At 66.2% G+C, this 21,961-nt stretch carries 22 protein-coding genes; 14 read left to right on the top strand and 8 right to left on the bottom strand.

Annotated elements, in window-relative coordinates; all coding sequences use genetic code 11:
- Window positions 1-26 precede the first annotated feature (26 nt).
- The gene (locus IB278_RS06355) at window positions 27-1,142 is read right to left on the bottom strand and encodes an acyl-CoA dehydrogenase family protein (RefSeq protein WP_192323000.1); all 1,116 of its coding nucleotides are present in this window, start codon (window positions 1,140-1,142) and stop codon (window positions 27-29) included.
- Window positions 1,143-1,154: 12 nt separating this feature from the next.
- Window positions 1,155-2,336, bottom strand: a complete 1,182-nt coding sequence (locus IB278_RS06350; RefSeq protein ID WP_192322999.1) for an acyl-CoA dehydrogenase family protein — start codon at window positions 2,334-2,336, stop codon at window positions 1,155-1,157.
- A gap of 138 nt (window positions 2,337-2,474) precedes the next feature.
- Here IB278_RS06350 and purN point away from each other — a divergent pair, with 138 nt between their 5' ends.
- A complete protein-coding gene (purN, locus tag IB278_RS06345; RefSeq protein WP_145741238.1) occupies window positions 2,475-3,071 on the top strand; it encodes a phosphoribosylglycinamide formyltransferase in 597 nt (198 codons plus the stop codon).
- Window positions 3,072-3,106: 35 nt separating this feature from the next.
- Window positions 3,107-3,427: an I78 family peptidase inhibitor gene (locus tag IB278_RS06340; protein ID WP_145741239.1), complete on the top strand. Its 321-nt coding sequence runs from the start codon at window positions 3,107-3,109 to the stop codon at window positions 3,425-3,427.
- 25 nt (window positions 3,428-3,452) lie between these two features.
- Here the strand turns inward: IB278_RS06340 and IB278_RS06335 are convergent, their stop codons facing one another.
- Window positions 3,453-3,701 (bottom strand): DUF1653 domain-containing protein, encoded by a 249-nt coding sequence (locus tag IB278_RS06335; protein WP_145741241.1) that lies wholly within the window; start codon window positions 3,699-3,701, stop codon window positions 3,453-3,455.
- A gap of 47 nt (window positions 3,702-3,748) precedes the next feature.
- On the opposite strand from IB278_RS06335, the gene IB278_RS06330 reads away from it, so the two are divergent.
- The 3 genes from IB278_RS06330 to IB278_RS06320 all read left to right on the top strand — a co-directional run bounded on the left by IB278_RS06330 (window position 3,749) and on the right by IB278_RS06320 (window position 8,250).
- Window positions 3,749-5,602, top strand: a complete 1,854-nt coding sequence (locus IB278_RS06330; protein WP_145741242.1) for a M48 family metalloprotease — start codon at window positions 3,749-3,751, stop codon at window positions 5,600-5,602.
- A gap of 28 nt (window positions 5,603-5,630) precedes the next feature.
- Window positions 5,631-6,902, top strand: coding sequence for an RsmB/NOP family class I SAM-dependent RNA methyltransferase (locus IB278_RS06325; RefSeq protein WP_192322998.1), 1,272 nt, complete (start codon window positions 5,631-5,633; stop codon window positions 6,900-6,902).
- Between the two features lie 133 nt (window positions 6,903-7,035).
- Window positions 7,036-8,250, top strand: coding sequence for a fatty acid desaturase (locus IB278_RS06320; RefSeq protein ID WP_145741246.1), 1,215 nt, complete (start codon window positions 7,036-7,038; stop codon window positions 8,248-8,250).
- A gap of 144 nt (window positions 8,251-8,394) precedes the next feature.
- Here IB278_RS06320 and rpmG read toward each other — a convergent pair whose 3' ends face one another.
- The 3 genes from rpmG to trxB form a co-directional block, all read right to left on the bottom strand.
- The gene (gene rpmG / locus IB278_RS06315) at window positions 8,395-8,568 is read right to left on the bottom strand and encodes a 50S ribosomal protein L33 (RefSeq protein ID WP_007830291.1); all 174 of its coding nucleotides are present in this window, start codon (window positions 8,566-8,568) and stop codon (window positions 8,395-8,397) included.
- A gap of 11 nt (window positions 8,569-8,579) precedes the next feature.
- Window positions 8,580-8,813 carry a 50S ribosomal protein L28 gene (gene rpmB, locus IB278_RS06310; protein ID WP_007830293.1) on the bottom strand — a complete coding sequence of 78 codons (234 nt, stop codon included), beginning with the start codon at window positions 8,811-8,813 and terminating at the stop codon, window positions 8,580-8,582.
- A 190-nt stretch (window positions 8,814-9,003) separates the two neighbouring features.
- Entirely contained in the window at window positions 9,004-9,963 is a 960-nt protein-coding gene (gene trxB, locus IB278_RS06305; protein WP_012746430.1) for a thioredoxin-disulfide reductase, read from the bottom strand.
- 182 nt (window positions 9,964-10,145) lie between these two features.
- On the opposite strand from trxB, the gene IB278_RS06300 reads away from it, so the two are divergent.
- From IB278_RS06300 to IB278_RS06265, 8 genes are all read left to right on the top strand, one after another.
- Window positions 10,146-10,820: a Crp/Fnr family transcriptional regulator gene (locus tag IB278_RS06300; RefSeq protein ID WP_018903175.1), complete on the top strand. Its 675-nt coding sequence runs from the start codon at window positions 10,146-10,148 to the stop codon at window positions 10,818-10,820.
- Window positions 10,821-10,914: 94 nt separating this feature from the next.
- Entirely contained in the window at window positions 10,915-13,314 is a 2,400-nt protein-coding gene (locus tag IB278_RS06295) for a DNA translocase FtsK (RefSeq protein WP_145741248.1), read from the top strand.
- Window positions 13,315-13,467: 153 nt separating this feature from the next.
- A complete protein-coding gene (gene lolA, locus IB278_RS06290; RefSeq protein ID WP_145741250.1) occupies window positions 13,468-14,100 on the top strand; it encodes an outer membrane lipoprotein chaperone LolA in 633 nt (210 codons plus the stop codon).
- A 23-nt stretch (window positions 14,101-14,123) separates the two neighbouring features.
- Window positions 14,124-15,416 (top strand): replication-associated recombination protein A, encoded by a 1,293-nt coding sequence (locus IB278_RS06285; protein ID WP_145741252.1) that lies wholly within the window; start codon window positions 14,124-14,126, stop codon window positions 15,414-15,416.
- Between the two features lie 240 nt (window positions 15,417-15,656).
- Window positions 15,657-16,586, top strand: a complete 930-nt coding sequence (locus IB278_RS06280) for a branched-chain amino acid ABC transporter permease (RefSeq protein WP_145741254.1) — start codon at window positions 15,657-15,659, stop codon at window positions 16,584-16,586.
- A gap of 13 nt (window positions 16,587-16,599) precedes the next feature.
- Window positions 16,600-17,796 carry an ABC transporter permease subunit gene (locus tag IB278_RS06275; protein WP_145741256.1) on the top strand — a complete coding sequence of 399 codons (1,197 nt, stop codon included), beginning with the start codon at window positions 16,600-16,602 and terminating at the stop codon, window positions 17,794-17,796.
- Window positions 17,797-17,815: 19 nt separating this feature from the next.
- Window positions 17,816-18,589 (top strand): ABC transporter ATP-binding protein, encoded by a 774-nt coding sequence (locus IB278_RS06270; RefSeq protein ID WP_124957304.1) that lies wholly within the window; start codon window positions 17,816-17,818, stop codon window positions 18,587-18,589.
- A gap of 16 nt (window positions 18,590-18,605) precedes the next feature.
- Window positions 18,606-19,391: an ABC transporter ATP-binding protein gene (locus IB278_RS06265; RefSeq protein WP_145742000.1), complete on the top strand. Its 786-nt coding sequence runs from the start codon at window positions 18,606-18,608 to the stop codon at window positions 19,389-19,391.
- Between the two features lie 9 nt (window positions 19,392-19,400).
- On the opposite strand, the gene IB278_RS06260 is transcribed toward IB278_RS06265, so the two are convergent.
- Together IB278_RS06260 and IB278_RS06255 are read right to left on the bottom strand one after the other, a co-directional pair.
- Complete coding sequence (locus tag IB278_RS06260; RefSeq protein ID WP_192322997.1) at window positions 19,401-20,375, bottom strand: Bug family tripartite tricarboxylate transporter substrate binding protein; 975 nt, start codon at window positions 20,373-20,375, stop codon at window positions 19,401-19,403.
- A 32-nt stretch (window positions 20,376-20,407) separates the two neighbouring features.
- The gene (locus tag IB278_RS06255) at window positions 20,408-21,472 is read right to left on the bottom strand and encodes a CDP-6-deoxy-delta-3,4-glucoseen reductase (RefSeq protein ID WP_192322996.1); all 1,065 of its coding nucleotides are present in this window, start codon (window positions 21,470-21,472) and stop codon (window positions 20,408-20,410) included.
- A gap of 53 nt (window positions 21,473-21,525) precedes the next feature.
- On the opposite strand from IB278_RS06255, the gene IB278_RS06250 reads away from it, so the two are divergent.
- The coding region (locus IB278_RS06250) for an NAD-binding protein (protein ID WP_192322995.1) at window positions 21,526-21,961 on the top strand (436 nt) is incomplete at its 3' end.

Here is a 21,961-nt window from a genome sequence, read left to right as displayed (position 1 = left end):
CGTTGGATGCTATGGGAAAAACGCAGTCAGGCGAAGACGCCGGCCGTGTCCTGCATGCGCGCCGACACTTCGCCCAGGTGGTGCAGCGTGTCGCCGAAGGTCATTTCGAGCTGCGTGAGCTTGCGGAAATAGTGGCTGCCGATGTATTCGTCGGTCACGCCGATGCCGCCATGCAGCTGCACCGAATTCGCGGCGACAAAACGCATCGACACGCCGAGCTGGTACTTGGCGCGCGCCAGTGCCTGGCGCCGCTCCTCAGCCGGCGCATTGAGCTTGAGCGTGGCGTAGTAGCTCATCGAGCGCGCGAGCTCGAGCTGCATCTTCATGTCGGCCACGCGGTGGCGCAGCGCCTGGAAGGTGGAGATGGCCACGCCGAACTGCTTGCGCTGGTTCATGTAGTCGACGGTGAGGGCCACGGTCTTGTCCATCACACCCACTGCTTCGGCGCAGGTGGCGGCAATGCCGACGTCCACCGCATATTCGAGCGCGGCCAGGCCGTCGGCCGTGACCAGCGTGGCGTCTGCCTTGTCGAACACCACCTCGGCCGCGCGGCTGCCGTCCTGCGTGCCGTAGCCGCGGGCCTCGACGCCGCTCGCGCTGCGTTCGACCAGGAAGAGGGCGATCTTGCCGTCGGCCTTGGCCGGCACCAGGTAGGCATCGGCTTCGTCGCCCACGGGCACCACGCTCTTGGCGCCCGTCAGCGACCAGCCGTCGCCGGCCTTCACGGCCTTGGCGTCGCACAGGTCGAGCCGGTAGCGCGACCTGCGTTCCTGGTAGGCCAGCACCACGATGGCCTGGCCGCCGGCAATGCGCGGCAGCCAGTTGTCCTTGGTGTCGGCACCGGCATAGCCGCTGAGCACGGCGCCGGCGATCAGCGTCTGCGCAAAGGGCTCCAGCACGATGCCGCGGCCCAGCTCTTCCATCACCACCATGCCGGCCACCGGGCCCATGCCCAGGCCGCCGTCGTCCTCGGCGATGTAGAGGCCGCCCAGGCCGAGTTCGGCCAGTTCGTCCCAGGCCTCGCGCGAGAAGCCGCCCTGGGCCTCGATGCCGCGGCGGCGTTCGAAGTCGTAGCCCTTGTCGACCCACTTGCGAACGGCGTCGCGCAGCTGTTCCTGGTCGTCGGTGAAATTGAAATCCATGTTCTTGTCTCCTCAGCCCAGCACCGTCTGAGCGACGATGTTGCGTTGCACTTCGTTCGAGCCGCCGTAGATGGTGGTCTTGCGCATGTTGAAGAAGGTCGATGCGAGCGGCGCAAGGGCAGGGTTGCCGCCCGGAAAGTTGCCCTGCCAGCCGGCTTCCATCGCTTCGCGGATGAGCGGCAGCGAATAGGCACCGCCCGCCAGCATCATCAGTTCGCTGTAGCGCTGCTGGATCTCGCTGCCGCGGATCTTGAGCAGGCCCGCGACGTCGAGCGAGTTCTTGCCCGAGGTGGCGGCCGAGAGCACGCGCAGCACCATCATCTCGAGCGCGACGATGTCGACCTCGAGCTTGGCGATCTCGTCGCGGAAACGCTGGTCTTCATAGACGCCTTCGCTCTTCGCGATGCGCTTCAGGCGCTCGAGCTCGCGCTTGGCGCGGTTCACGTCGGCGATGTTGGTGCGCTCGTGCGAGAGCAGGTGCTTGGCGTAGGTCCAGCCCTTGTTCTCCTCGCCGATCAGGTTCTCGGCCGGCACCTCGACGTTGTCGAAGAACACCTCGTTCACTTCATGGCTGCCGTCCAGCAGCTTGATCGGCCGCACCGTGACGCCGGGCGACTTCATGTCGAGCAGCAAAAAGCTGATGCCGGTCTGCGGCTTGCCCTCGTTGCTGGTGCGCACGAGGTTGAACATCCAGTCGCCGTACTGGCCGAGCGTGGTCCAGGTCTTCTGGCCGTTGACGATGTACTTGTCGCCCTTGCGTTCGGCACGGGTCTTGACCGAGGCGAGGTCGGAACCCGAGCCCGGTTCGCTGTAACCCTGGCTCCACCAGACCTCGCCGCTCGCGATGCCGGGCAGGAAGCGCTTCTGCTGCTCGGCATTGCCGAAGGCCATGATCACCGGGGCGACCATCACCGGGCCGAAGGGGATGATGCGCGGCGCGCCGGCCAGCGCGGTTTCTTCCTCGAACAGGTGGCGCTGGATGGCGGTCCAGCCCGGGCCGCCGAATTCCTTCGGCCAGCCGTAGCCGAGCCAGCCCTTCTTGCCGAGGATCCTGGCCCAGCCCTGCAGATCGTCGCGCGTCAGTTCGAGCGCGTTGTGCACCTTGTGCGAAATCTCTTGGGGAAGGTTTTCCCTGACCCAGGCGCGAATTTCTTCGCGGAACTTGTGTTCTTCGGGCGTGAAGCTCAAATCCATGCGTGCCTCGCTGTGTTGATCGTGCCGCCGCAAACGGCGCGGCGTGTCTCCGGAGCTTCGAGTTTTAGCACGGTCGTGCTGTGAATCGGTGTCCGCGCGGCGACAACGCGGGCGGAGCACAGATAATCCCGGCCTCCCATGAAGAACATCGTGATCCTGATTTCCGGCGGCGGCTCCAACATGGCGGCCATCGTGCGCGCCGCCGAGCGCGACCGCTGGTCCGAGCGCTTCGGCGCCCGCATTGCCGCGGTCGTCAGCAACAAGGCCGAAGCGGGCGGGCTCGCGGTCGCCAGAACGCACGGCATCGCAACCGCCGTAGTCCCACACAAGGAGTTCGCGACGCGCGAGGCTTTCGACGAGGCGCTGGCGAAGGCGGTCGACGCGCATTCGCCGGCGCTGGTGGTGCTGGCGGGCTTCATGCGCATCCTGACGCCGGGCTTCGTCGGGCGCTACGCAGGCCGGCTGGTCAACATTCATCCTTCCTTGCTGCCGGCCTTTCCGGGGCTGAACACGCACCAGCGGGCGATCGACGCGGGCTGCAAGGTGGCCGGCGTCACGGTGCACCAAGTCACGACGGAACTCGACCATGGCCCGATCCTGGACCAGGCGGTGGTGCCGGTGCTGCCGGATGACACGGCCGCCACGCTGGCCGGCCGGGTGCTCGCGCAAGAGCATCAGTTGTATCCACGCGCCATTGCTGCGTGGCTTGCAGATACATCAAGTCACACGTCTTAAATTTGTTTATATTCGCGGGTTTTCGGGAGCATGAATTGAAAACCCAATCGCTACTGTCCGCGGTCGCCGGCGCCATCCTGCTGTCGGCCTGCGCCGCGCCAGCCCCTGCACCAACCCCTGCATCCGCATCCGCTGCACCACCCGAGCCGGTGTTCCAGTGCAATGCGGACGGCGCGCGTTTCGCCGTTGGCCAGCCGCTGTCGCCCCAGCTCGAGGCCGCCGCCCGCGTGCGCGCCGGTGCGGGCACGGTGCGCGCGCTGAAGCCCGGGGAGGCGGTGACGATGGAACTCAACGGCGGGCGACTGAACCTCGATGTGGACGCACGCGGCCGCGTGACGGACGTTCGCTGCGGCTGAGGCGCGTCGGGGCCGGTGCCGTCGGCTATGTAGCGTTGCGGACCGGCGCGAAGCGCCGATGGCGAACGCCATCGATGTCCACGGTGCCCTCGAACATCGCGGCCGGCCGGACCCACAGCCCCTTCGCGCCATAGAGCGCGCGGTACAGCGTCATCGGTTCCAGCGTTTCGCTGTGGCGCACGGTGCCCAGTACCTCGTATTCGCCGCCCTTGTAGTGCCGGTAGCGGCCGGGCGGTGTCTCGATCAGGGGTGGCAGGTCGTTGTCGTCGTTCACGGTCTAGCGTGCCTTTCAAACGGTAGGGTCGGAGGGAGGAGAGTCGGATGGATCGCGCTGATTTTGTTCACCTCGTCAGGCTGAGCGAGCATGCCAGCGCGGACCACAGCGCGCGCTACCGGCGCGGCGTCGCGGCCTTTGCCGCCCTCGGCTATCTCTGGGTGCTGGCCTGCCTTGCGCTTTCCGTCGGCATCATCGCCTGGGTCGCGCTGGCTGCCGGACGCGGGCGTTTCAGCTTCACGCGCGGCTGGCTGCTGCTGTTCGCCCTGGGCCTGCTCTGGGCCACGCTGCGCGCGCTCTGGGTCCGGTTCGACGAACCCGAAGGGCGCGAGCTTTCTCGTGCGGATGCGCCGGCGCTGTTCGAGGCGCTCGAGCGCATCCGCAAGAAGATCAAGGGGCCGCCGGTCCATCGCGTCTATCTCGACGACGAGTTCAATGCCAGCATCCGGCAGGTGCCGCGTTTCGGGCTCTTCGGCGGGGCGGTCAATTCCCTCAGCATCGGGCTGCCGCTGCTCATGATGCTGGACCGGCGGCGGCTGCTGTCGGTGCTCGCGCACGAGTATGGGCACCTGCGCGGCAACCACGGCAAGCTCAGCGCCTGGATCTACCGCACGCGCCTTTCGTGGCTGAAGCTGGACGCGAGCCTGCAGCGCGACGAAGGCGTGATGGCGCTGGTGTCGCAGGCGTTCTTCCGCTGGTACTTTCCGCGCTTCGCAGCCCGGACCTTCGCGCTCGCGCGGCAGGACGAATACGAAGCCGACCGCATCTCCGGCCGCCTGCTGGGCACGCCCGTGGCCGCGGCCGCCTTGACCGAAATAGCCATCAAGGCCAGCTGGTATGCCGATGAGTTCTGGGCCTCGCACTGGGCGCGCGCCGAACGCGAGCCGCAGCCGCCCGGTCCCTTCGAAGCCCTGAGGGAGCGTGCCGCCACGCCGCCGGACGCCGAATTCGCGCGCCAGGCCCTGCGCGACGCCATGCGGCGCGTCAGCGATCTGGACGACACTCATCCGGTGCTGCGCGACCGGCTCGAGGCGCTCGGCCAGAAGGCCGTGGTGCCGCCGTGGTCGGCCGAGCCGGCATTGGGCATGCTGGCCGACAGCGCCAGGTGGATCGCGCATTTCGACAACCAATGGCGCCGCGCCCATGCCGGCGACTGGAAGCAGCACCACGCGCATCGTTCGCGCCTCCGCGAGCGCGTCGAGCTGCTCGCGGCGCGGGGAGAGCGCAACACGCCCGACGAGCTGGTGGAGTGGGCGGATGCCGAACGCCGGCTCGATCCGGCCGCCCCGGTGCGTGCCCGCTATGAGCGCGCGCTCCAGGTCGCGCCCGAGCACTCCGGCGCGCTGCGCGGGCTGGCCCAGATGCTGCCCCTGCGCGACCGCGCGGCGCGCCTGGCCGTGCTCGAGCGCCTGTACGGCGCCAGCGCGGCGAGCCGGTGGTGGGCCGCAAAAAATGCCGTGGCCGCGCTCGAGGACCCCGATGCAGGAATGCACGACGAGGAAGCGCTCAAGCTGTGGCGCGGCCGCCTGAAGGAGGCCGAGGAAGCCGAAGCCCGCGCCTGGGAAGAGATCACCGAGACGCCCTTCTTCAGCCAGATCGCCCGGCACGACCTGAGCGACCACGAGCTGGGCGAACTGCGGGCCGACCTCGCGCGCTGCCTGCCCATTTCGCGGGCCTGGCTGGTGCGCAAGAACCTGCGCGAGTTTCCGTGGCGCCGGGCCTATGTCGTGTTCGTCGAACTGCCGGGGCTGGACGACGGCGACCGCTGGCAGCTTTGCCGCCAACTCGAACAGACGGTGAGCCTGCCGGGCGCGGCGCTGGTGCTCTGGGCCGGCCATTCGCCCACCCTGGCCGAAATCGAGCGGCAGGCTTTCGGGGCGATCTGGACGCGCACGGCGTAGCAGGCCGCCCGGCTGAGACAATCGGGGCATGCACCCCAAAGCCCTGTTGGAGGCCACCGCCGATCTGGTCGGCCTTGTCCTGAAATTCGATCACCCGGCCGACCAGGTCGTTTCGCGCTTTTTCCGCGACCACCGCGAGTTCGGCCCGCGCGAGCGCGCCACGCTTGCCGAGACCGTCTACACCGTCTTGCGCAAGAAGCTGCTGTTCGACCATCTCTCGCCCTCGGGCAGTGGTTCGAAGGAGCGCCGCATGGCGATCCTGGGCTTTCATGGCCCGCGCGACTTTCTGAAGAGCGCCCTCAACGACACTGAAAAGCGCTGGCTCGACAATTGCGATGCCGTCAAGCCGGACGATCTGCTCGAACGCCATCGCCACAACCTGCCCGAATGGCTGGTGGGACCGCTCAAGGCCCAGCTGGGCGACGGTTTCTGGGCCCTGGTCGAAAGCCTGCAGCAGCCCGCGCCGCTCGATCTTCGCGTCAACGCCCTGACCGACAAGCGCGCCGAGGTGAAGGCGGAGCTTGCGAAAGCTGCTATCAAATCGGAAGCAACGCCGTTCTCGCCCTGGGGCTTGCGCATCGAGGGCAAGCCCGCGCTGACCAAGCTGGACGCCTTCGCCCGCGGCGCCGTCGAGGTGCAGGACGAGGGCTCCCAATTGCTCGCGCTGCTGCTGGATGCCAAGCGAGGCGAGATGGTGGTCGATTTTTGCGCCGGCGCCGGCGGCAAGACACTGGCCATCGGCGCGACCATGCGCAACACCGGCCGGCTTTACGCCTTCGATACCTCGGCCCACCGGCTCGACGCGCTCAAGCCGCGGCTCGCGCGCAGCAAGCTGTCGAACGTTCATCCGGCTGCCATTGCGCACGAGCGGGACGACCGCATCAAGCGCCTTGCCGGCAAGATCGACCGGGTGCTGGTGGATGCGCCGTGCTCGGGCCTGGGCACGCTGCGCCGCAATCCGGACCTGAAATGGCGCCAGTCGCCCCAATCGGTCGAGGAATTGACGGTCAAGCAGGCCGCCATCCTGCAAAGCGCGGCACGCCTGCTGAAATCGGGCGGACGGCTGGTTTATGCCACCTGCAGCGTGCTGCCCGAGGAAAACGAGGCCATTGCCGAGGCTTTCAGCGCCGCCAACCCCGATTTCGTGCCCCAGGACGCCGCGGAACTGCTGCAGGGCCTCAAGGTGGAGGGTTTCGAGGCGCTCTGCGCGGGCGGAACGGACGGGCGCCGCTATTTGCGGCTGTGGCCGCACCGCCACGCCACGGACGGTTTCTTTGCGGCGGTGTGGAACCGCAAATAGGCACGGCACTCCAAACTAGGGTAAATCTGCGCATTTGTGAAAGGGCAAAAGGCCTCTTTTTGGCCCTGCCACCTTAAAATCGCGGGTTAACTGAAAGGCTGCACCTTCGTGTGGCCATGGAGCACCTAATTCAATGTTGATTCCTGACTCTGCCGTTTTGAGCGCGGCCATCGACTGGCTCGGCAACGGCTTGTGGGACCTCACATGGTGGCAAGTCGTGCTGTACACGCTCGTCACCACGCACATCACGATCGCTGCGGTCACGATCTTCCTGCACCGCACGCAGACGCACCGGGCCATGGATCTGGGCCCGATTCCTTCGCATTTCTTCCGCTTCTGGCTGTGGCTCGGCACCGGCATGGTGACCAAGGAATGGGTGGCCATCCACCGCAAGCACCACGCCAAGTGCGAAACCGAAGAAGATCCGCACAGCCCGCAGGTCAAGGGCATCGACGAAGTCCTGTGGCGCGGCGCCGAGCTGTATCGCGCCGAGTCGAAGAACAAGGAAACGATGGAGCGCTACGGCCACGGCACGCCTGACGACTGGCTCGAACGCAACCTGTACACCCGCTACAGCTGGCAAGGCGTGGGCCTGATGCTGGTCATCAACCTGGCGCTGTTCGGCGCGCTCGGCCTGACGGTCTGGGCCGTGCAGATGCTGTGGATCCCGATCACCGCGGCCGGCATCATCAATGGCATCGGCCACTACTGGGGCTACCGCAACTTCGAGGCGCCGGACGCCAGCCGCAATGTCTCGCCCTGGGGCCTGATCATTGGCGGCGAAGAGTTGCACAACAACCACCACACGTACCCCACCTCGGCCAAGTTCTCGGTCAAGAAGTACGAATTCGACATCGGCTGGGTCTACATCCAGATGATGCAGAAGATCGGCTGGGCCAAGGTCAAGAAGGTGCCGCCGAAGATGCAGATGGGCGACATCCAGCCCGTGGCCAACGAGAAGACGCTCGAGGCTGTCATTGCCAACCGCTATGAAGTCATGGCCGGCTATGCCCGCGAGATGCGCCGTGTCACCAAGGCCGAACTGGCTGCGCTCAAGACCAAGGGCGGCGACATCTCGGTGCTCAAGGCGGCCAAGAACTGGCTTCATCGCGACGACGACAAGGTGCCGGCATCGGCCCGCTCGCACCTCGTGCAGGCGCGCGCTGCCCACCCGGTGATCGACAAGATGGTCACCATGCGCGAAGAGCTGCGCCAGCTCTGGCTCAACACTTCGCAGTCGCGCGAGCAGCTGGCGGCCGATCTGGCGGCCTGGTGCCATCGCGCGGAGGCCAGCGGCATCGCCGGCCTGCGCGAATTCTCGACCCGCCTGCGCGCTGCACGCGCCTGAGCGAGCAGGCAGCAAGCCCTCTTCGCCCATCAAAAAGCCGACCTCGGGGTCGGCTTTTTTGTGCCTGCCGCATGTGGCATTCGACAGGCAACAAAAAACCCGCTGGGTGAGCAGCGGGTTTTTTGCTGGGGAAATCGGGCCGAATTACTTCAGCTTGATTTCCTTGTATTCGACGTGCTTGCGTGCCTTGGGGTCGAACTTCATGATCGACATCTTTTCAGGCATCGTCTTCTTGTTCTTGCTGGTCGTGTAGAAGTGGCCGGTACCCGCGGTGGATTCCAGCTTGATCTTTTCGCGTCCGCCTTTGCTCGTTGCCATGATTCAGCTCCTTAAGCTTGGCCGCGTGCACGCAGGTCTGCGAGCACGGCGTCGATGCCGTTCTTGTCGATCAGGCGCAGTGCGGCGCTCGAAACACGCAGGCGAACCCAGCGGTTTTCGGTCTCGACCCAGAAACGGCGGTATTGCAGGTTCGGCAGGAACCGGCGCTTGGTTTTGTTGTTGGCGTGGGAAACGTTGTTTCCGACCATCGGGCCTTTGCCCGTTACGTCGCATACGCGTGCCATGAGGACACTCTTTCTTGAACAGCTGGCACCGATGCAATCGTGGCCAATCTTGGCGGATTGCAGGTGTTTTGCAGCTTGACCTCGCCAGAAAACGGGTGGCGGTACCCCGGCTTTGCCCGGATGCTCGGCCCCTCGTGAAAGGGGCTATTTCGGCAAAGCCTCGGATTATAGCCCTTTTGGGGCCACCCGCCTAAAGCGTACCGTCCTGCTCGAGGAAGCGCTGGGCGTCCAGCGCGGCCATGCAGCCGGTGCCGGCGCTCGTGATGGCCTGGCGGTACACGTTGTCCTGCACGTCGCCGGCGGCAAAGACGCCCGGAATGCTGGTCATCGTGGCAAAGCCCTGCAGGCCCGAGCGGGTCAGGATGTAGTTGTCCTTCATTTCCAGCTGGCCCTGGAAGATGTCGGTGTTGGGGTGATGGCCGATGGCGATGAAGCAGCCCTTGAGGTCGATCTGCTCGGTGGCGCCGCTCTGCGTGTTCTTGATCCGGATGCCCGTCACGCCCGTGTCGTCGCCCAACACCTGGTCGAGTTCGTTGTGCAGCTTCAGGACGATCTTGCCCTCGGCGACCTTTTCCATGAGCTTGTCGATCAGGATGGGCTCGGCGCGGAACTTGTCGCGGCGATGCACCAGCGTGACCTTGTTCGCGATGTTGGCTAGGTACAGGGCTTCCTCGACGGCGGTGTTGCCGCCGCCGATCACGCACACTTCCTGCTCGCGGTAGAAGAAGCCGTCGCAGGTGGCGCAGGCCGAGACGCCGCGGCCCATGAACTTCTGTTCCGAGTCGATCCCGAGGTACTTGGCGGAAGCGCCGGTGGCGATGATCAGCGAATCGCAGGTGTAGGTGCCGCTGTCGCCGGTGAGCGTGAACGGGCGCTTGCCGAGGTCGACCTTGTTGATGTGGTCGAAGACGATCTGCGTCTTGAAGCGCTCCGCGTGCTCGAGAAAACGCTGCATCAGCTCGGGGCCCTGCACGCCGTGCACGTCCGCGGGCCAGTTGTCGACCTCGGTGGTCGTCATCAACTGGCCGCCCTGGGCAATGCCCGTGATGAGCAGCGGCTGGAGGTTTGCGCGGGCTGCATAGACGGCGGCGGTGTAGCCGGCCGGGCCGGAGCCCAGAATCAAGACCTTGGCGTGTTGGGGAGCGGACATGAGTGGAAAACCTAGGATTTGCGCTGCTTCAGCGTGTACATTTTCAGGGTGGTAGCGATATATGTGGAGTATCACCGCTCGGTTCAACACCGGGTGCACGGTGTTTTCAATGCGCGCGATTGTAGTAATCCATCGGGCCCGACCATGGACGAGCTTGCGCACGCCGTATCAGGGATTGATAAATGTCGATGCTGTCCAATCTTGAGTTGCTGCGGCGCGTTCCGCTGTTTGCCTCGCTCACGTCCTCGCAGTCTGCAAGCATTGCGGATGCGATCATCAAGAAGCGCTTCAAGCGGGCCGAGGTCGTTGTCGAGCAGGGCAAGAAATCCGACGCGCTCTACATCATCCTGACCGGACGCGCGCGCGTGACGAGCGCCGACAACCGCGGGCGTGAGGTGATCCTTGCCACGCTGCATCCCGGCGACTACATCGGCGAGATGAGCCTGATCGACGACGAGCCCCATTCGGCCACGGTGCGCACGGAGATCCAATGCGACGTCCTCATGCTGGACCGGGACGCGTTCGCGCGCTGCCTGCCCGAGAACTCCTCGATGGCCTACAACATCATGCGCGGCCTGGTGCAGCGCCTGCGCCATGCCGACCGCAAGATCGAGTCGCTCGCGCTGATGGACGTCTATGGGCGCGTGGCGCGTTCGCTGCTCGAGTTCGCGATCGACGATGGGGCAGGCAACCTGAAGGTGCGCGACAAGATCTCGCGCCAGGATCTCGCGAAAATGGTGGGCGCCTCGCGCGAAATGGTGAGCCGCGTGATGAAGGATCTCGAGGAGCGCGGATTTGTCCAGACCCAGGACGACGGCTCCATGATCGTCAAGGACCGGCTCTTGTCCCTGGCTTGAGCCGCCGGGTCCGGCGCTTCAGGCGGCCGCACCCTTTTGTTGTAGTGTTCAGGCATCCAGCCGCCGTTTCGAAGGATTGGGTGCCGCGTTTTTCATGACCTATTCGCTCAATACACTTCAATCTTCTTCTGCCGCCGAGGGGCAACCGGTGCGCGTGCGCGCCATGCGCTTCGCCCACGAGATCACGCTGGTGGCGGGCTTTGCGGGGCTCCTGTTCTGGCTGCTGGCCATGCTGAGCTTCACGCCCTCCGATGCGGCATGGTCGACCTCCGGCACCGGCGGCGAGATCAAGAACTGGGGTGGCCGCATCGGCGCCTGGCTGGCCGACGGCAGCTATTTTCTGGCGGGCTATTCGGTCTGGTGGTGCCTGGCGGCGGGCCTGCGGGCATGGCTCTCGTCGCTGGCCAACTGGCTGCGCGGCGGCGAGGCTGCGCCGGCCGAGCAGCCGGTGCGCGGGCGCTTCAACCGCAGCCGCCTGGCTTTCTGGTTCGGCCTGGTGCTGCTGCTGTGCGCGAGCGCGGTGCTCGAATGGTCGCGCCTGTATCGGCTCGAGTCCCACCTGCCGGGCTCGGGCGGCGGCGTGCTGGGCTACCTGGTGGGGCCCGCCAGCGTGCGCTGGTTGGGCTTTACCGGCTCGGCGCTGGTGGCCATCGCCGCCGGCGTGATCGGCTCGGCGCTGGTGTTCCGCTTCTCCTGGAGCCAGATCGCCGAACGCATCGGCGCGCGGGCCTACTCGCTGTTCGAGTCGCGCCGCGAAAAGCGCGAGATGGCGGCCGACATCGCCATGGGCAAGCAGGCCGCGCGCGAGCGCGCCGAGGCAGAAGACCTGCCGTTCTCGCGCGCAGCGGCCGGCGGTGAGCCGATGGATGCCGACGGCGACGAAGAACTGCGCATCGAGCCGCGCCCGAAGCGCCGCGCGGCGTCGCCGCCGGTGCAGATCGAGCCCGCGATGACCGAGGTGCCCCGCAGCGACCGCGTGGTCAAGGAGCGCCAGAAGCCGCTCTTCAAGGAACTGCCCGACAGCAAGCTGCCGCAGGTCGACCTGCTCGACGCCGCGCAGGCGCGCCAGGAAACGGTCTCGGCCGACACGCTCGAGATGACCTCGCGCATGATCGAGAAGAAGCTCAAGGACTTCGGCGTCGAGGTGCACGTCGTGCTGGCGTCGCCGGGCCCGGTGATCACGCGCTACGAGATCGAGCCGGCCACCGGCGTCAAGGGCTCGCAGATCGTCGGCCTGGCCAAGGACCTGGCGCGTTCGCTTTCGCTGGTGTCGATCCGCGTGGTGGAAACCATTCCGGGCAAGAACTACATGGCGCTCGAGCTGCCGAATGCCAAGCGCCAGTCGATCAAGCTCAGTGAAATCCTCGGCTCGCAGGTCTACAACGAAGGCAAGTCCTTCCTCACGATGGGCCTGGGCAAGGACATCATCGGCAACCCGGTGGTGGCCGACCTTGCGAAGATGCCGCACGTGCTGGTGGCCGGTACCACCGGTTCGGGCAAGTCGGTGGGCATCAACGCGATGATCCTCTCGCTGCTCTACAAGGCCGAGGCACGCGACGTCCGCCTGCTCATGATCGACCCGAAGATGCTCGAAATGTCGGTCTACGAAGGCATTCCGCACCTGCTGGCACCGGTGGTCACCGACATGCGGCAGGCCGCGCACGGCCTGAACTGGTGCGTGGCCGAGATGGAGCGCCGCTACAAGCTCATGAGCAAGCTGGGCGTGCGCAACCTGGCCGGCTACAACACCAAGATCGACGAAGCCAAGGCGCGCGAGGAGTTCATCTACAACCCCTTCAGCCTCACGCCCGACGATCCCGAGCCGCTCAAGCGCGAGCCGCACATCGTGGTGGTGATCGACGAGTTGGCCGACCTGATGATGGTAGTGGGCAAGAAGATCGAAGAGCTGATCGCCCGCCTCGCGCAGAAGGCGCGCGCGGCCGGCATCCACCTGATCCTTGCCACGCAGCGGCCCAGCGTCGACGTGATCACCGGCCTCATCAAGGCGAACATTCCCACGCGCATCGCATTCCAGGTGTCGAGCAAGATCGACAGCCGCACCATCCTCGACCAGATGGGCGCCGAGGCGCTGCTGGGCATGGGCGACATGCTCTACATGCCGAGCGGCACGGGCCTTCCGATCCGCGTGCACGGCGCGTTCGTGAGCGACGAGGAAGTGCACCGCGTGGTGGCCTACCTCAAGAGCCAGGGCGAGCCCGACTACATCGAAGGCGTGCTCGAAGGCGGCACGGTCGACGGCGACGGCGACATGCTGGGCGAGGGCGGCGATGCCGAGAAGGACCCGATGTACGACCAGGCGGTCGAGGTGGTGCTGAAGAACCGCAAGGCCAGCATCTCGCTGGTGCAGCGCCACTTGAAGATCGGCTACAACCGTGCGGCCCGGCTGGTGGAAGACATGGAGAAGGCCGGCCTGGTCAGCGCCATGAGCGGCAGCGGCCAGCGCGAGATCCTGGTGCCGGCGCGCGCCGAATAGCCGGCCCATGCCTGCGCACCTGGGCGTTACCCACTGACAGCCACTTTGCAAAAGCTGCAATAACGTTGCAAAACTTCATGAAGCCCCGCGCATGGCGCAACGCGCAGCGGGGTATGGTCGTGCCGACGCCATCGCTTTTCCGAGGAACCCCAATTGAAAATTCGCCATTGGCTGTTGATCGGCCTCCTGTGTTCCGCCAACGCCTGGGCCGGCGGTCTTGAAAGCCTCGAGGCCTTCGTGAAGACCGTCAAGTCGGGCCGTGCCGAGTTCACCCAGACCGTGACGGCGCCGCCGCGCGACGGGCAGGCCGGCCGCACCAAGACCTCCACCGGCACCTTCGAATTCCAGCGGCCCGGCAAGTTCAAGTTCGACTACCAGAAGCCCTTCGCCCAGAGCATCGTGGCCGACGGCAAGACGCTGTGGCTCTACGACGCCGACCTGAACCAGGTCACGCAGCGTGCCCAGTCGCAGGCGCTGGGCTCGACGCCCGCTGCGCTGATTGCCGCGGCACCCGACCTGCGCGCGCTGCAGGCCGACTTCACGCTCGAGGCCGCGCCCGAGCGCGACGGCCTGCAGTGGGTCAAGGCCACGCCGAAGAACAAGGACGGCCAGCTGCAGAATGTGCAGGTCGGCTTCCAGGGCGATGCGCTGGCGGCGCTCGAAATTCTTGACAGCTTCGGGCAGCGCTCGGTGCTCAAGTTCAGCAAGGTCGAGGTGAATCCGGCGCTGCCTGCCAGCGTGTTCGAATTCAAGGCGCCCGCCGGCGCCGACGTCATCAAGCAATAGCAGCCATCGGGCGCACCGCAGGTTTGGCCACCAGTTCGCATCAACCCCTTGCCGAGCGCCTGCGTCCGAAGACGCTCGGCGAGGTCATCGGCCAGCAGCACCTGCTGGGGCCGGGCATGCCGCTGCGCATTGCCTTCGAATCGGGGCAGCCGCATTCCTGCATCCTCTGGGGGCCGCCCGGCACCGGCAAGACGACCATCGCGCGGCTGATGGCCGATGCCTTCGATGCGCAGTTCCTCAGCATCAGCGCCGTGCTTGGCGGCGTCAAGGACATCCGCGATGCGGTCGAGCGCGCCACGGCCGCGCGCGACGGCCTGGAGCAGCAGCGCACGATCGTCTTCGTCGACGAGGTGCACCGGTTCAACAAGAGCCAGCAGGATGCGTTCCTGCCGCATGTGGAGTCGGGCCTGTTCACCTTCATCGGCGCCACCACCGAGAACCCCTCTTTCGAGGTCAACTCGGCCCTGCTTTCGCGTGCGGCCGTGTACGTGCTGCAGCCGCTCACCGAGGCCGACCTCAAGCAGATCGTGGCCAAGGCGCAGGCCATCCAGGCGGTGCCGGGCATCGAGGACACGGCCATCGACCGGCTCGTCGCCTATGCCGACGGCGATGCGCGGCGCCTGCTCAACACGCTCGAGACGCTGGCCGTGGCGGCCCGCGCCGAAAAGCTCGGCCACATCACCGACGAGTGGCTGCTGCGCGTGCTCGGCGAGCGCATGCGGCGCTACGACAAGGGCGGCGAGCAGTTCTACGACACCATCAGCGCGCTCCACAAGTCGGTGCGCGGCAGCGACCCCGACGCCTCGCTCTACTGGTTCGTGCGCATGCTCGACGGCGGCGCCGATCCGCGCTACATGGCGCGCCGGCTGGTGCGCATGGCCAGCGAGGACATCGGACTGGCCGATCCGCGTGCGCTGCGGCTCGCGCTCGACGCCGCCGAGGTGTACGAACGCCTGGGTACGCCCGAGGGCGAACTCGCGCTGGCCGAGTGCGTGGTCTACCTGGCGATGGCGCCCAAGTCGAACGCGGTCTACACCGCCTACAACGCCGTGCGCGCGCTCATCAAGAAGGACAGCACGCGTCCCGTGCCGATGCACTTGCGCAACGCGCCCACCAAGCTCATGAAGGACCTCGACTACGGCAAGGGGTACCGGTACGCGCATGACGAGGAGGGCGGCTTTGCCGCGGGCGAGCGCTACCTGCCCGATGGCCTGGAGGGCCAGGTCTTCTACCAGCCCGTCGAGCGCGGGCTCGAAATCCGCATCGCGGAAAAACTGCGCGAACTGCGCCGCCTGAACGGCCAGCGCGAGGAGTGATACGCCTTTTTCACCATGCGCGTACCCCATGCATGACTTCACTCGCATACAGCATGGCATGAGCGGGTAAACCCCGGGCAAGGCGCACCAAATCGGCGCTGGTGGGTGCTTACAATCCCGCCCACAAATCAGCCGGCGGCACATGTTGGCTGGTTTTTTGCTTATCAAGCCAAGGTGCCAAACCGGTGCCAAGGTGGGTGAACAGCACCCCGCAACGGTGCAACAAATAGGGAACGCGTTATGGAAATATTGCTGCAGCAGATCATCAACGGTCTGGTCCTGGGCAGCATGTATGCCTTGATAGCCTTGGGCTACACCATGGTGTACGGCATCATCAATCTGATCAATTTTGCGCACGGTGAAGTGCTGATGGTGGGGGCGCTCACGAGCTGGACCATCATCGGGCTCATGAAGGAGTCGATGCCCGGCACGCCTGGCTGGCTGGTCCTCATCATCGCGCTGATCATTGCCTGCATCGTTGCGGCCACGCTCAACTTCGTGATCGAGAAGGTCGCCTACCGGCCGCTTCGCAACAGCCCCAAGCTCGCGCCGCTCATCACGGCCATCGGCATGTCGATCCTGCTGCAGACGCTGGCCATGATCATCTGGAAGCCCACCAACAAGGCGTACCCCAACCTGCTGTCGACCACGCCCATCGAGGTGGGCGGCGCGGTGATCTCGCCCACGCAGGTCATGATCCTGAGCGTCACGGCGTTCTCGCTGGTGGTGCTGATGTGGCTGGTCAACTACACCAAGCTCGGCCGCGCGATGCGCGCCACCGCCGAGAACCCGCGCGTCGCGGCGCTCATGGGCATCCGGCCCGACATGGTCATTTCGGCCACCTTCATCATCGGTGCCGTGCTCGCGGCCATCGCGGGCGTCATGTACGCCTCCAACTACGGCATCGCGCAGCACGCGATGGGCTTCCTGCCCGGCCTCAAGGCCTTCACCGCGGCGGTGTTCGGCGGCATCGGCAACCTGGCCGGCGCGGTGGTCGGCGGCATCCTGCTCGGGCTGATCGAGGCCATCGGCTCCGGCTACATCGGCGCCCTCACGGGTGGCGTGCTGGGCAGCAACTACAGCGACATCTTCGCGTTCATCGTGCTGATCGTCATGCTCACGCTGCGGCCCTCGGGCCTGCTCGGCGAGCGTGTGGCGGATCGGGCCTGAGGAGCAGCACGCCATGAAAAACAGCAAGAACCTCGCGCTCTACATCCTGGGCGTCGTCGCGGTGCTCGCACTGCCGATCTTCCTGCAGAGCCAGGGCAACGCCTGGGTGCGCATCGCCGACATCGCATTGCTCTACGTGATGCTCTCGCTCGGCCTGAACATCGTCGTGGGCTACGCCGGCCTGCTCGACCTGGGCTATGTGGCCTTCTTTGCGATCGGGGCCTACCTGTTCGCGCTGATGGGCTCGTCGCACCTGTCGGAAACCTTTCCGTGGTTCAAGGCCATGTTTCCGAACGGGCTGCACACCTCGCTGCTCATCGTGATACCGCTGGCGCTCGTGGTGGCCGGCATGCTGGGCGTGCTGCTCGGTGCGCCCACGCTCAAGCTGCGCGGCGACTACCTGGCCATCGTGACGCTGGGCTTCGGCGAAATCATCCGGGTGTTCCTGAACAACCTCGACCAGCCGATCAACATCACCAACGGGCCGAAGGGCATCACAGCCATCGACTCCATCAAGTTCTGGGGGCTCGACCTCGGCAAGGCGTGGAAGTTCGACGGCTTCACGATCTCGTCGGTCACGCTCTACTACTACCTGTTCCTTGCGCTGGTGGTGGCCACCATCATCATTTCGCACCGCCTGCAGATGTCGCGCATCGGGCGCGCCTGGATGGCCATCCGCGAAGACGAGATCGCCGCCAAGGCCATGGGCATCAACACCCGCAACATGAAGCTGCTGGCCTTCGGCATGGGCGCCAGTTTTGGCGGCGTGTCGGGCGCCATGTTCGCGGCCTTCCAGGGCTTCGTCTCGCCCGAATCGTTCAGCCTCATGGAGTCGGTGATGATCGTTGCCATGGTGGTGCTGGGTGGCATCGGGCACCTGCCGGGCGTGATTCTCGGCGCCGTGCTGCTGGCCGCCTTGCCCGAGGTGCTGCGCTACGTCGCCGGCCCGCTGCAGGCCATGACCGACGGCCGCCTCGACGCATCCATCCTGCGCCAGCTCTTCATCGCGCTGGCCATGATCGTGATCATGCTGGTGCGTCCGCGCGGTCTCTGGCCTTCGCCCGAGCATGGCAAGACCTTGCAGCGCAAGGGCGTGGCTTCCGATGCACCGGTGGCGCCGGGTTCGCTGCAGACCCACGCGCCGGGCATCGAGACGCCCGCCGACGAACTGCCGGGTGCGGCCTCGCGTCCCATGTCGATCAATCCGTGAGCCGAAGGAAGCCATCCACATGACGACAGACACCATCCTCGACGTTCGCGGAATCTCCAAGCGCTTCGGCGGCCTGCAGGCCCTTTCCGACGTCGGCATCACCATCAAGCGCGGCCAGGTCTATGGCCTGATCGGCCCCAACGGCGCCGGCAAGACCACCTTCTTCAACGTGATCACCGGGCTCTACACGCCCGACAGCGGCAGCTTCGAGCTGGCCGGCAAGCCCTACCAACCGACGGCCGTGCATGAAGTGGCCAAGGCCGGCATTGCGCGCACCTTCCAGAACATCCGCCTGTTCTCCGAAATGACCGCGCTCGAGAACGTCATGGTGGGGCGGCACATCCGCACCCATTCGGGCGTGTTCGGCGCCATGCTGCGCACGCGTTCGTTCAAGGCCGAGGAAAAGGCCATTGCCGACCGAGCGCAGGAACTGCTCGACTATGTGGGCATCGGCAAGTTCGCCGACTACAAGGCGCGCACGCTGTCCTACGGCGACCAGCGCCGGCTCGAGATTGCGCGCGCGCTGGCCACCGACCCGCAGCTCATCGCGCTCGACGAGCCCGCCGCCGGCATGAACTCGACCGAGAAGGTGCTGCTGCGCGAACTGATCGACCGCATCCGCAAGGACGACCGGACCATCCTCATCATCGAACACGACGTCAAGCTCATCATGGGCCTGTGCGACCGCGTCACCGTGCTCGACTACGGCAAGCAGATCGCCGAAGGCACGCCCTACGACGTGCAGAAGAACGAGAAGGTGATCGAGGCCTACCTCGGCACCGGAGGACACTGAAATGGCGACGACGACAATGACGAGCGCAGAAGACACAACGACGGCAACGGCAACTGCAACTCCGCGGAAGACTGCGGCCAACGCCACCGGCAAGACGCTGCTCAAGGTCAGCGGCCTGCGGGTCGGCTACGGCGGCATCCAGGCGGTGAAGGGGGTGGACTTCGAGGTCCACGAAGGCGAACTGGTGTCGCTGATCGGCTCCAATGGCGCCGGCAAGACCACCACCATGAAGGCGATCACCGGCACGCTGCCGGCGGGCGCGGGCACCATCGAATTCCTGGGCCGCAACATCAAGGGCCGCGGTGCCTGGGACCTGGTGGGCGAGGGCCTCGTGATGGTGCCCGAGGGCCGCGGCGTCTTCACGCGCATGACGATTACCGAGAACCTGCAGATCGGCGCCTACATCCGCAAGGACAAGGCCGAGATCGCCAGCGACATGGAGCGCGTGTTCGTGACCTTCCCGCGCCTGCGCGAGCGCAAGGACCAGCTCGCGGGCACCATGTCGGGCGGCGAGCAGCAGATGCTGGCCATGGGCCGTGCGCTCATGGCGCGCCCCAAGGTGCTGCTGCTCGACGAACCCACCATGGGCCTGTCGCCGATCATGTGCGACAAGATCTTCGAGGTGGTCCAGACCGTGGCCGCGCAGGGCGTGACCATCCTGCTGGTGGAGCAGAACGCCAACCGCGCGCTGCAGCTGGCCGACCGCGGCTACGTGATGGAGTCGGGCCTCATCACGATGACGGGCGATGCCAAGGATCTGCTGAGCGACCCGCGCGTGCGGGCCGCCTACCTGGGCGAATAATCGCGCGGGTCAGTCGACCCGGGCGCCGGTCGCCTTCACGACGGCTTCGTACTTGGAGAGCTCGCTCTTCATGAACGCGCCGAACTGCTCGGGCGAACTGGGCACGGGCTCGGCCAGCAGCGTGGCAAAACGGGTCTTCGTTTCCGGTGCGTTCAGCGCGGCCACGAAGGCCTGGTTGAGCCTCATGACCACGTCGTGCGGCGTGCCGGCCGGTGCCACCAGGCCCCACCAGGTATCGATCGAGAAGCCTTTGAGCGTGTCGGCCACCGGTGGCAGTTCGGGCATGGCGCTGCTGCGCTGCAAGGTCGTGACGGCAATGGCCTTGAGCTTGCCCGAGCGGATGTTCGGCGCCGCCGTGGCAAGGTTGTCGAAGTTGAAGTCGACCTGGCCCGAGAGCAGCGCCAGCTGCGCCGGATTGCCGCCGTTGTACGGAATGTGCAGCGCGAAGATGCCGGCCTGCTTCTTGAACAGCTCGCCCGCGAGGTGTCCGGCGCTGCCGTTGCCGCCGCTGCCGTAGTTGAGCTTGGCGGGGTTGGCCTTGGCGTAGCGGATCAGGTCGGCCACGGTGTTGATCTTCAGGCGCTGCGCGGTTTCCGCGTTCATTACCAGCACGTTCGGCACGCGCACCATCTGCGTGATGGGCGCGAAGTCGGTCGCTGCGTTGAACGGGATCTTGCTGTAGAGCCATGGATTCACCGCATGGGTAGCGGTGGCCGCGATGCCGATAGTGAGGCCGTCGGGCGCTGCCTTGGCCACGATGTCGGCGCCGATGTTGCCGCCCGCACCGGGCTTGTTGTCGATGATGATCGGGCCCAGGGTGTCCTTTGCGCGTTCGGCCAGCATGCGGGCCGTGACGTCGATCGGGCCGCCCGCGGCATAGGGCACCACGAGCCGGATCGGGCGCTGCTGCTGGGCCGCGGCCTGGCCGGTGGCCAGCAGCGTGGCGCTGGCGAGCAGCGCGAGGAGGAAGTGTCTCGTCTTCATTCTTTTGTGTCTCGGGGGAAGGGAAAGCGGGATCAGGGCAGCGCCTTGTCGGCCTCGGTGGTGAACGCGTCGGCAAAGAACTCTTCATCGGGCAGGCCGGCCAGCGCCACGTAGTCGTGCCTGGCCGAGTCGACCACGATCGGCGCGCCGCAGGCATACACCTGGTGGCCCGAAAGATCGGCAAAGTCTTCCAGCACTGCGCGATGCACGAAGCCCGTGCGGCCGGTCCAGTTGTCCTCCGGCGTGGCGTTGGAAACCACCGGCACGTAGCGCAGGTTCGGCATTTCCCTCAGCTGATCGCGCACCCAGGCGTCCATGTAGAGGTCTTCGGGCCGGCGGCCGCCCCAGTAGAGCGTGGCAGGCCGGTCGATGCGCTTGAACTTCATGTGCTCGAGCAGCGCCTTGATGGGCGCGAAGCCGGTGCCCGAGGCCAGCAGGATCATCGGCTTGGCGGAATCCTCGCGCAGGAAGAAGCTGCCGTAGGGGCCTTCGATGCGAAGGATTTCCTTTTCCTTCATCGCGCCGAACACATGGTCGGTGAACTTGCCGCCCGGCAGATGCCGCAGGTGCAGCTCGATGCCCGTGCCCGGCTCGGCCAGCGTGTGCGGCGCATTGGCCATCGAATAGCTGCGGCGCGCGCCGTCGCGCAGGATGAATTCCACGTACTGGCCCGCATGGAACTGCAGCGGCTCGCCGGCCGGCAGCTGCAGGCGCAGCTTCATCACGTCGTGCGACAGCCGCGTGAGCGCCAGCACCCGCACCGGCATCTTGCGGATCGGCAGGGCGCCGGCCTCGGTGACCTGGCGCGACTCGAGCACCACGTCGCTCTTGGCATGGGCGCAGCAGGTCAGGACGAAGCCCGCGAGTTGTTCTTCGGCGCTCAACGCCTTGCTCTGGTGCGGCCCGAGCTCGACCTCGCCCGAGAGCTTCCTGCACTTGCACGAGCCGCAGGCGCCGTCCTTGCAGCCATAGGGAAGGCCGATGCCCTGGCGGATGCCGGCCGCGAGAATGGTTTCGTCGCCATGCACCACGAAATGACGCCCGCTGGGCTCGACGGTGATGGAAAAGCCCGCTTCATGCGGCGCTGCAACAGTCATCGGTATTCTTCGGCTTGTTTCAGCCTGGCTGAAAAGGGAAAGGAACTCGGATTTTGCCTTCAATCAATAGCCCTTCCGGCGCGCTGCCGGCGCGCTTTCGCCGCGAACGCCTGCTGATCGTGGGTTGCGGGGACGTCGGCCAGCGCGTGGCGCGCAGCCTGCGCGGCCGCCTGCAGCTGGTGGCGCTCACTTCATCGGGCGAACGGGTGCCGGCCCTGCGGGCGGCCGGCATCCGTCCGCTCGTGGGCAACCTGGACGATCCGGCTACGCTGCGCCGCCTGGCCGGCGTGGCCACCCGCGTGCTGCACTTGGCGCCGCCGGCGCGCGACGGCGGCGCCGCCTGGTGGCGGGACCAGCGCACCACCGCGCTGGCGCGCGCGCTGCGGCTGCGCTCCGTGCCGCTTGCGTTCGTCTACGGCTCCACCAGCGGCGTCTATGGCGACTGCGGCGGCGCGCGGGTGAGCGAAACGCGCCCCGTGCGGCCTGATA

The sequence above is a fragment of the Variovorax sp. VRV01 genome, from assembly GCF_014852545.1.
Lineage (GTDB): Bacteria > Pseudomonadota > Gammaproteobacteria > Burkholderiales > Burkholderiaceae_C > Variovorax > Variovorax beijingensis_A.
This window is presented reverse-complemented; position numbering and strand designations above follow the sequence as displayed.

Excerpts from the sequence above, each read along its gene's own strand:
- IB278_RS06330 (WP_145741242.1), top strand. The coding sequence starts at position 3,749 with ATGGATCGCGCTGATTTTGTTCACCTCGTCAGGCTGAGCGAGCATGCC.
- IB278_RS06255 (WP_192322996.1), bottom strand. The coding sequence starts at position 21,472 with ATGACTGTTGCAGCGCCGCATGAAGCGGGCTTTTCCATCACCGTCGAG.
- IB278_RS06320 (WP_145741246.1), top strand. The coding sequence starts at position 7,036 with ATGTTGATTCCTGACTCTGCCGTTTTGAGCGCGGCCATCGACTGGCTC.
- trxB (WP_012746430.1), bottom strand. The coding sequence starts at position 9,963 with ATGTCCGCTCCCCAACACGCCAAGGTCTTGATTCTGGGCTCCGGCCCG.
- rpmB (WP_007830293.1), bottom strand. The coding sequence starts at position 8,813 with ATGGCACGCGTATGCGACGTAACGGGCAAAGGCCCGATGGTCGGAAAC.
- IB278_RS06280 (WP_145741254.1), top strand. The coding sequence starts at position 15,657 with ATGGAAATATTGCTGCAGCAGATCATCAACGGTCTGGTCCTGGGCAGC.
- IB278_RS06275 (WP_145741256.1), top strand. The coding sequence starts at position 16,600 with ATGAAAAACAGCAAGAACCTCGCGCTCTACATCCTGGGCGTCGTCGCG.
- IB278_RS06325 (WP_192322998.1), top strand. The coding sequence starts at position 5,631 with ATGCACCCCAAAGCCCTGTTGGAGGCCACCGCCGATCTGGTCGGCCTT.
- IB278_RS06260 (WP_192322997.1), bottom strand. The coding sequence starts at position 20,375 with ATGAAGACGAGACACTTCCTCCTCGCGCTGCTCGCCAGCGCCACGCTG.
- IB278_RS06350 (WP_192322999.1), bottom strand. The coding sequence starts at position 2,336 with ATGGATTTGAGCTTCACGCCCGAAGAACACAAGTTCCGCGAAGAAATT.
- IB278_RS06355 (WP_192323000.1), bottom strand. The coding sequence starts at position 1,142 with ATGGATTTCAATTTCACCGACGACCAGGAACAGCTGCGCGACGCCGTT.
- IB278_RS06300 (WP_018903175.1), top strand. The coding sequence starts at position 10,146 with ATGTCGATGCTGTCCAATCTTGAGTTGCTGCGGCGCGTTCCGCTGTTT.
- rpmG (WP_007830291.1), bottom strand. The coding sequence starts at position 8,568 with ATGGCAACGAGCAAAGGCGGACGCGAAAAGATCAAGCTGGAATCCACC.
- IB278_RS06265 (WP_145742000.1), top strand. The coding sequence starts at position 18,606 with ATGACGAGCGCAGAAGACACAACGACGGCAACGGCAACTGCAACTCCG.
- IB278_RS06295 (WP_145741248.1), top strand. The coding sequence starts at position 10,915 with ATGACCTATTCGCTCAATACACTTCAATCTTCTTCTGCCGCCGAGGGG.
- IB278_RS06270 (WP_124957304.1), top strand. The coding sequence starts at position 17,816 with ATGACGACAGACACCATCCTCGACGTTCGCGGAATCTCCAAGCGCTTC.
- purN (WP_145741238.1), top strand. The coding sequence starts at position 2,475 with ATGAAGAACATCGTGATCCTGATTTCCGGCGGCGGCTCCAACATGGCG.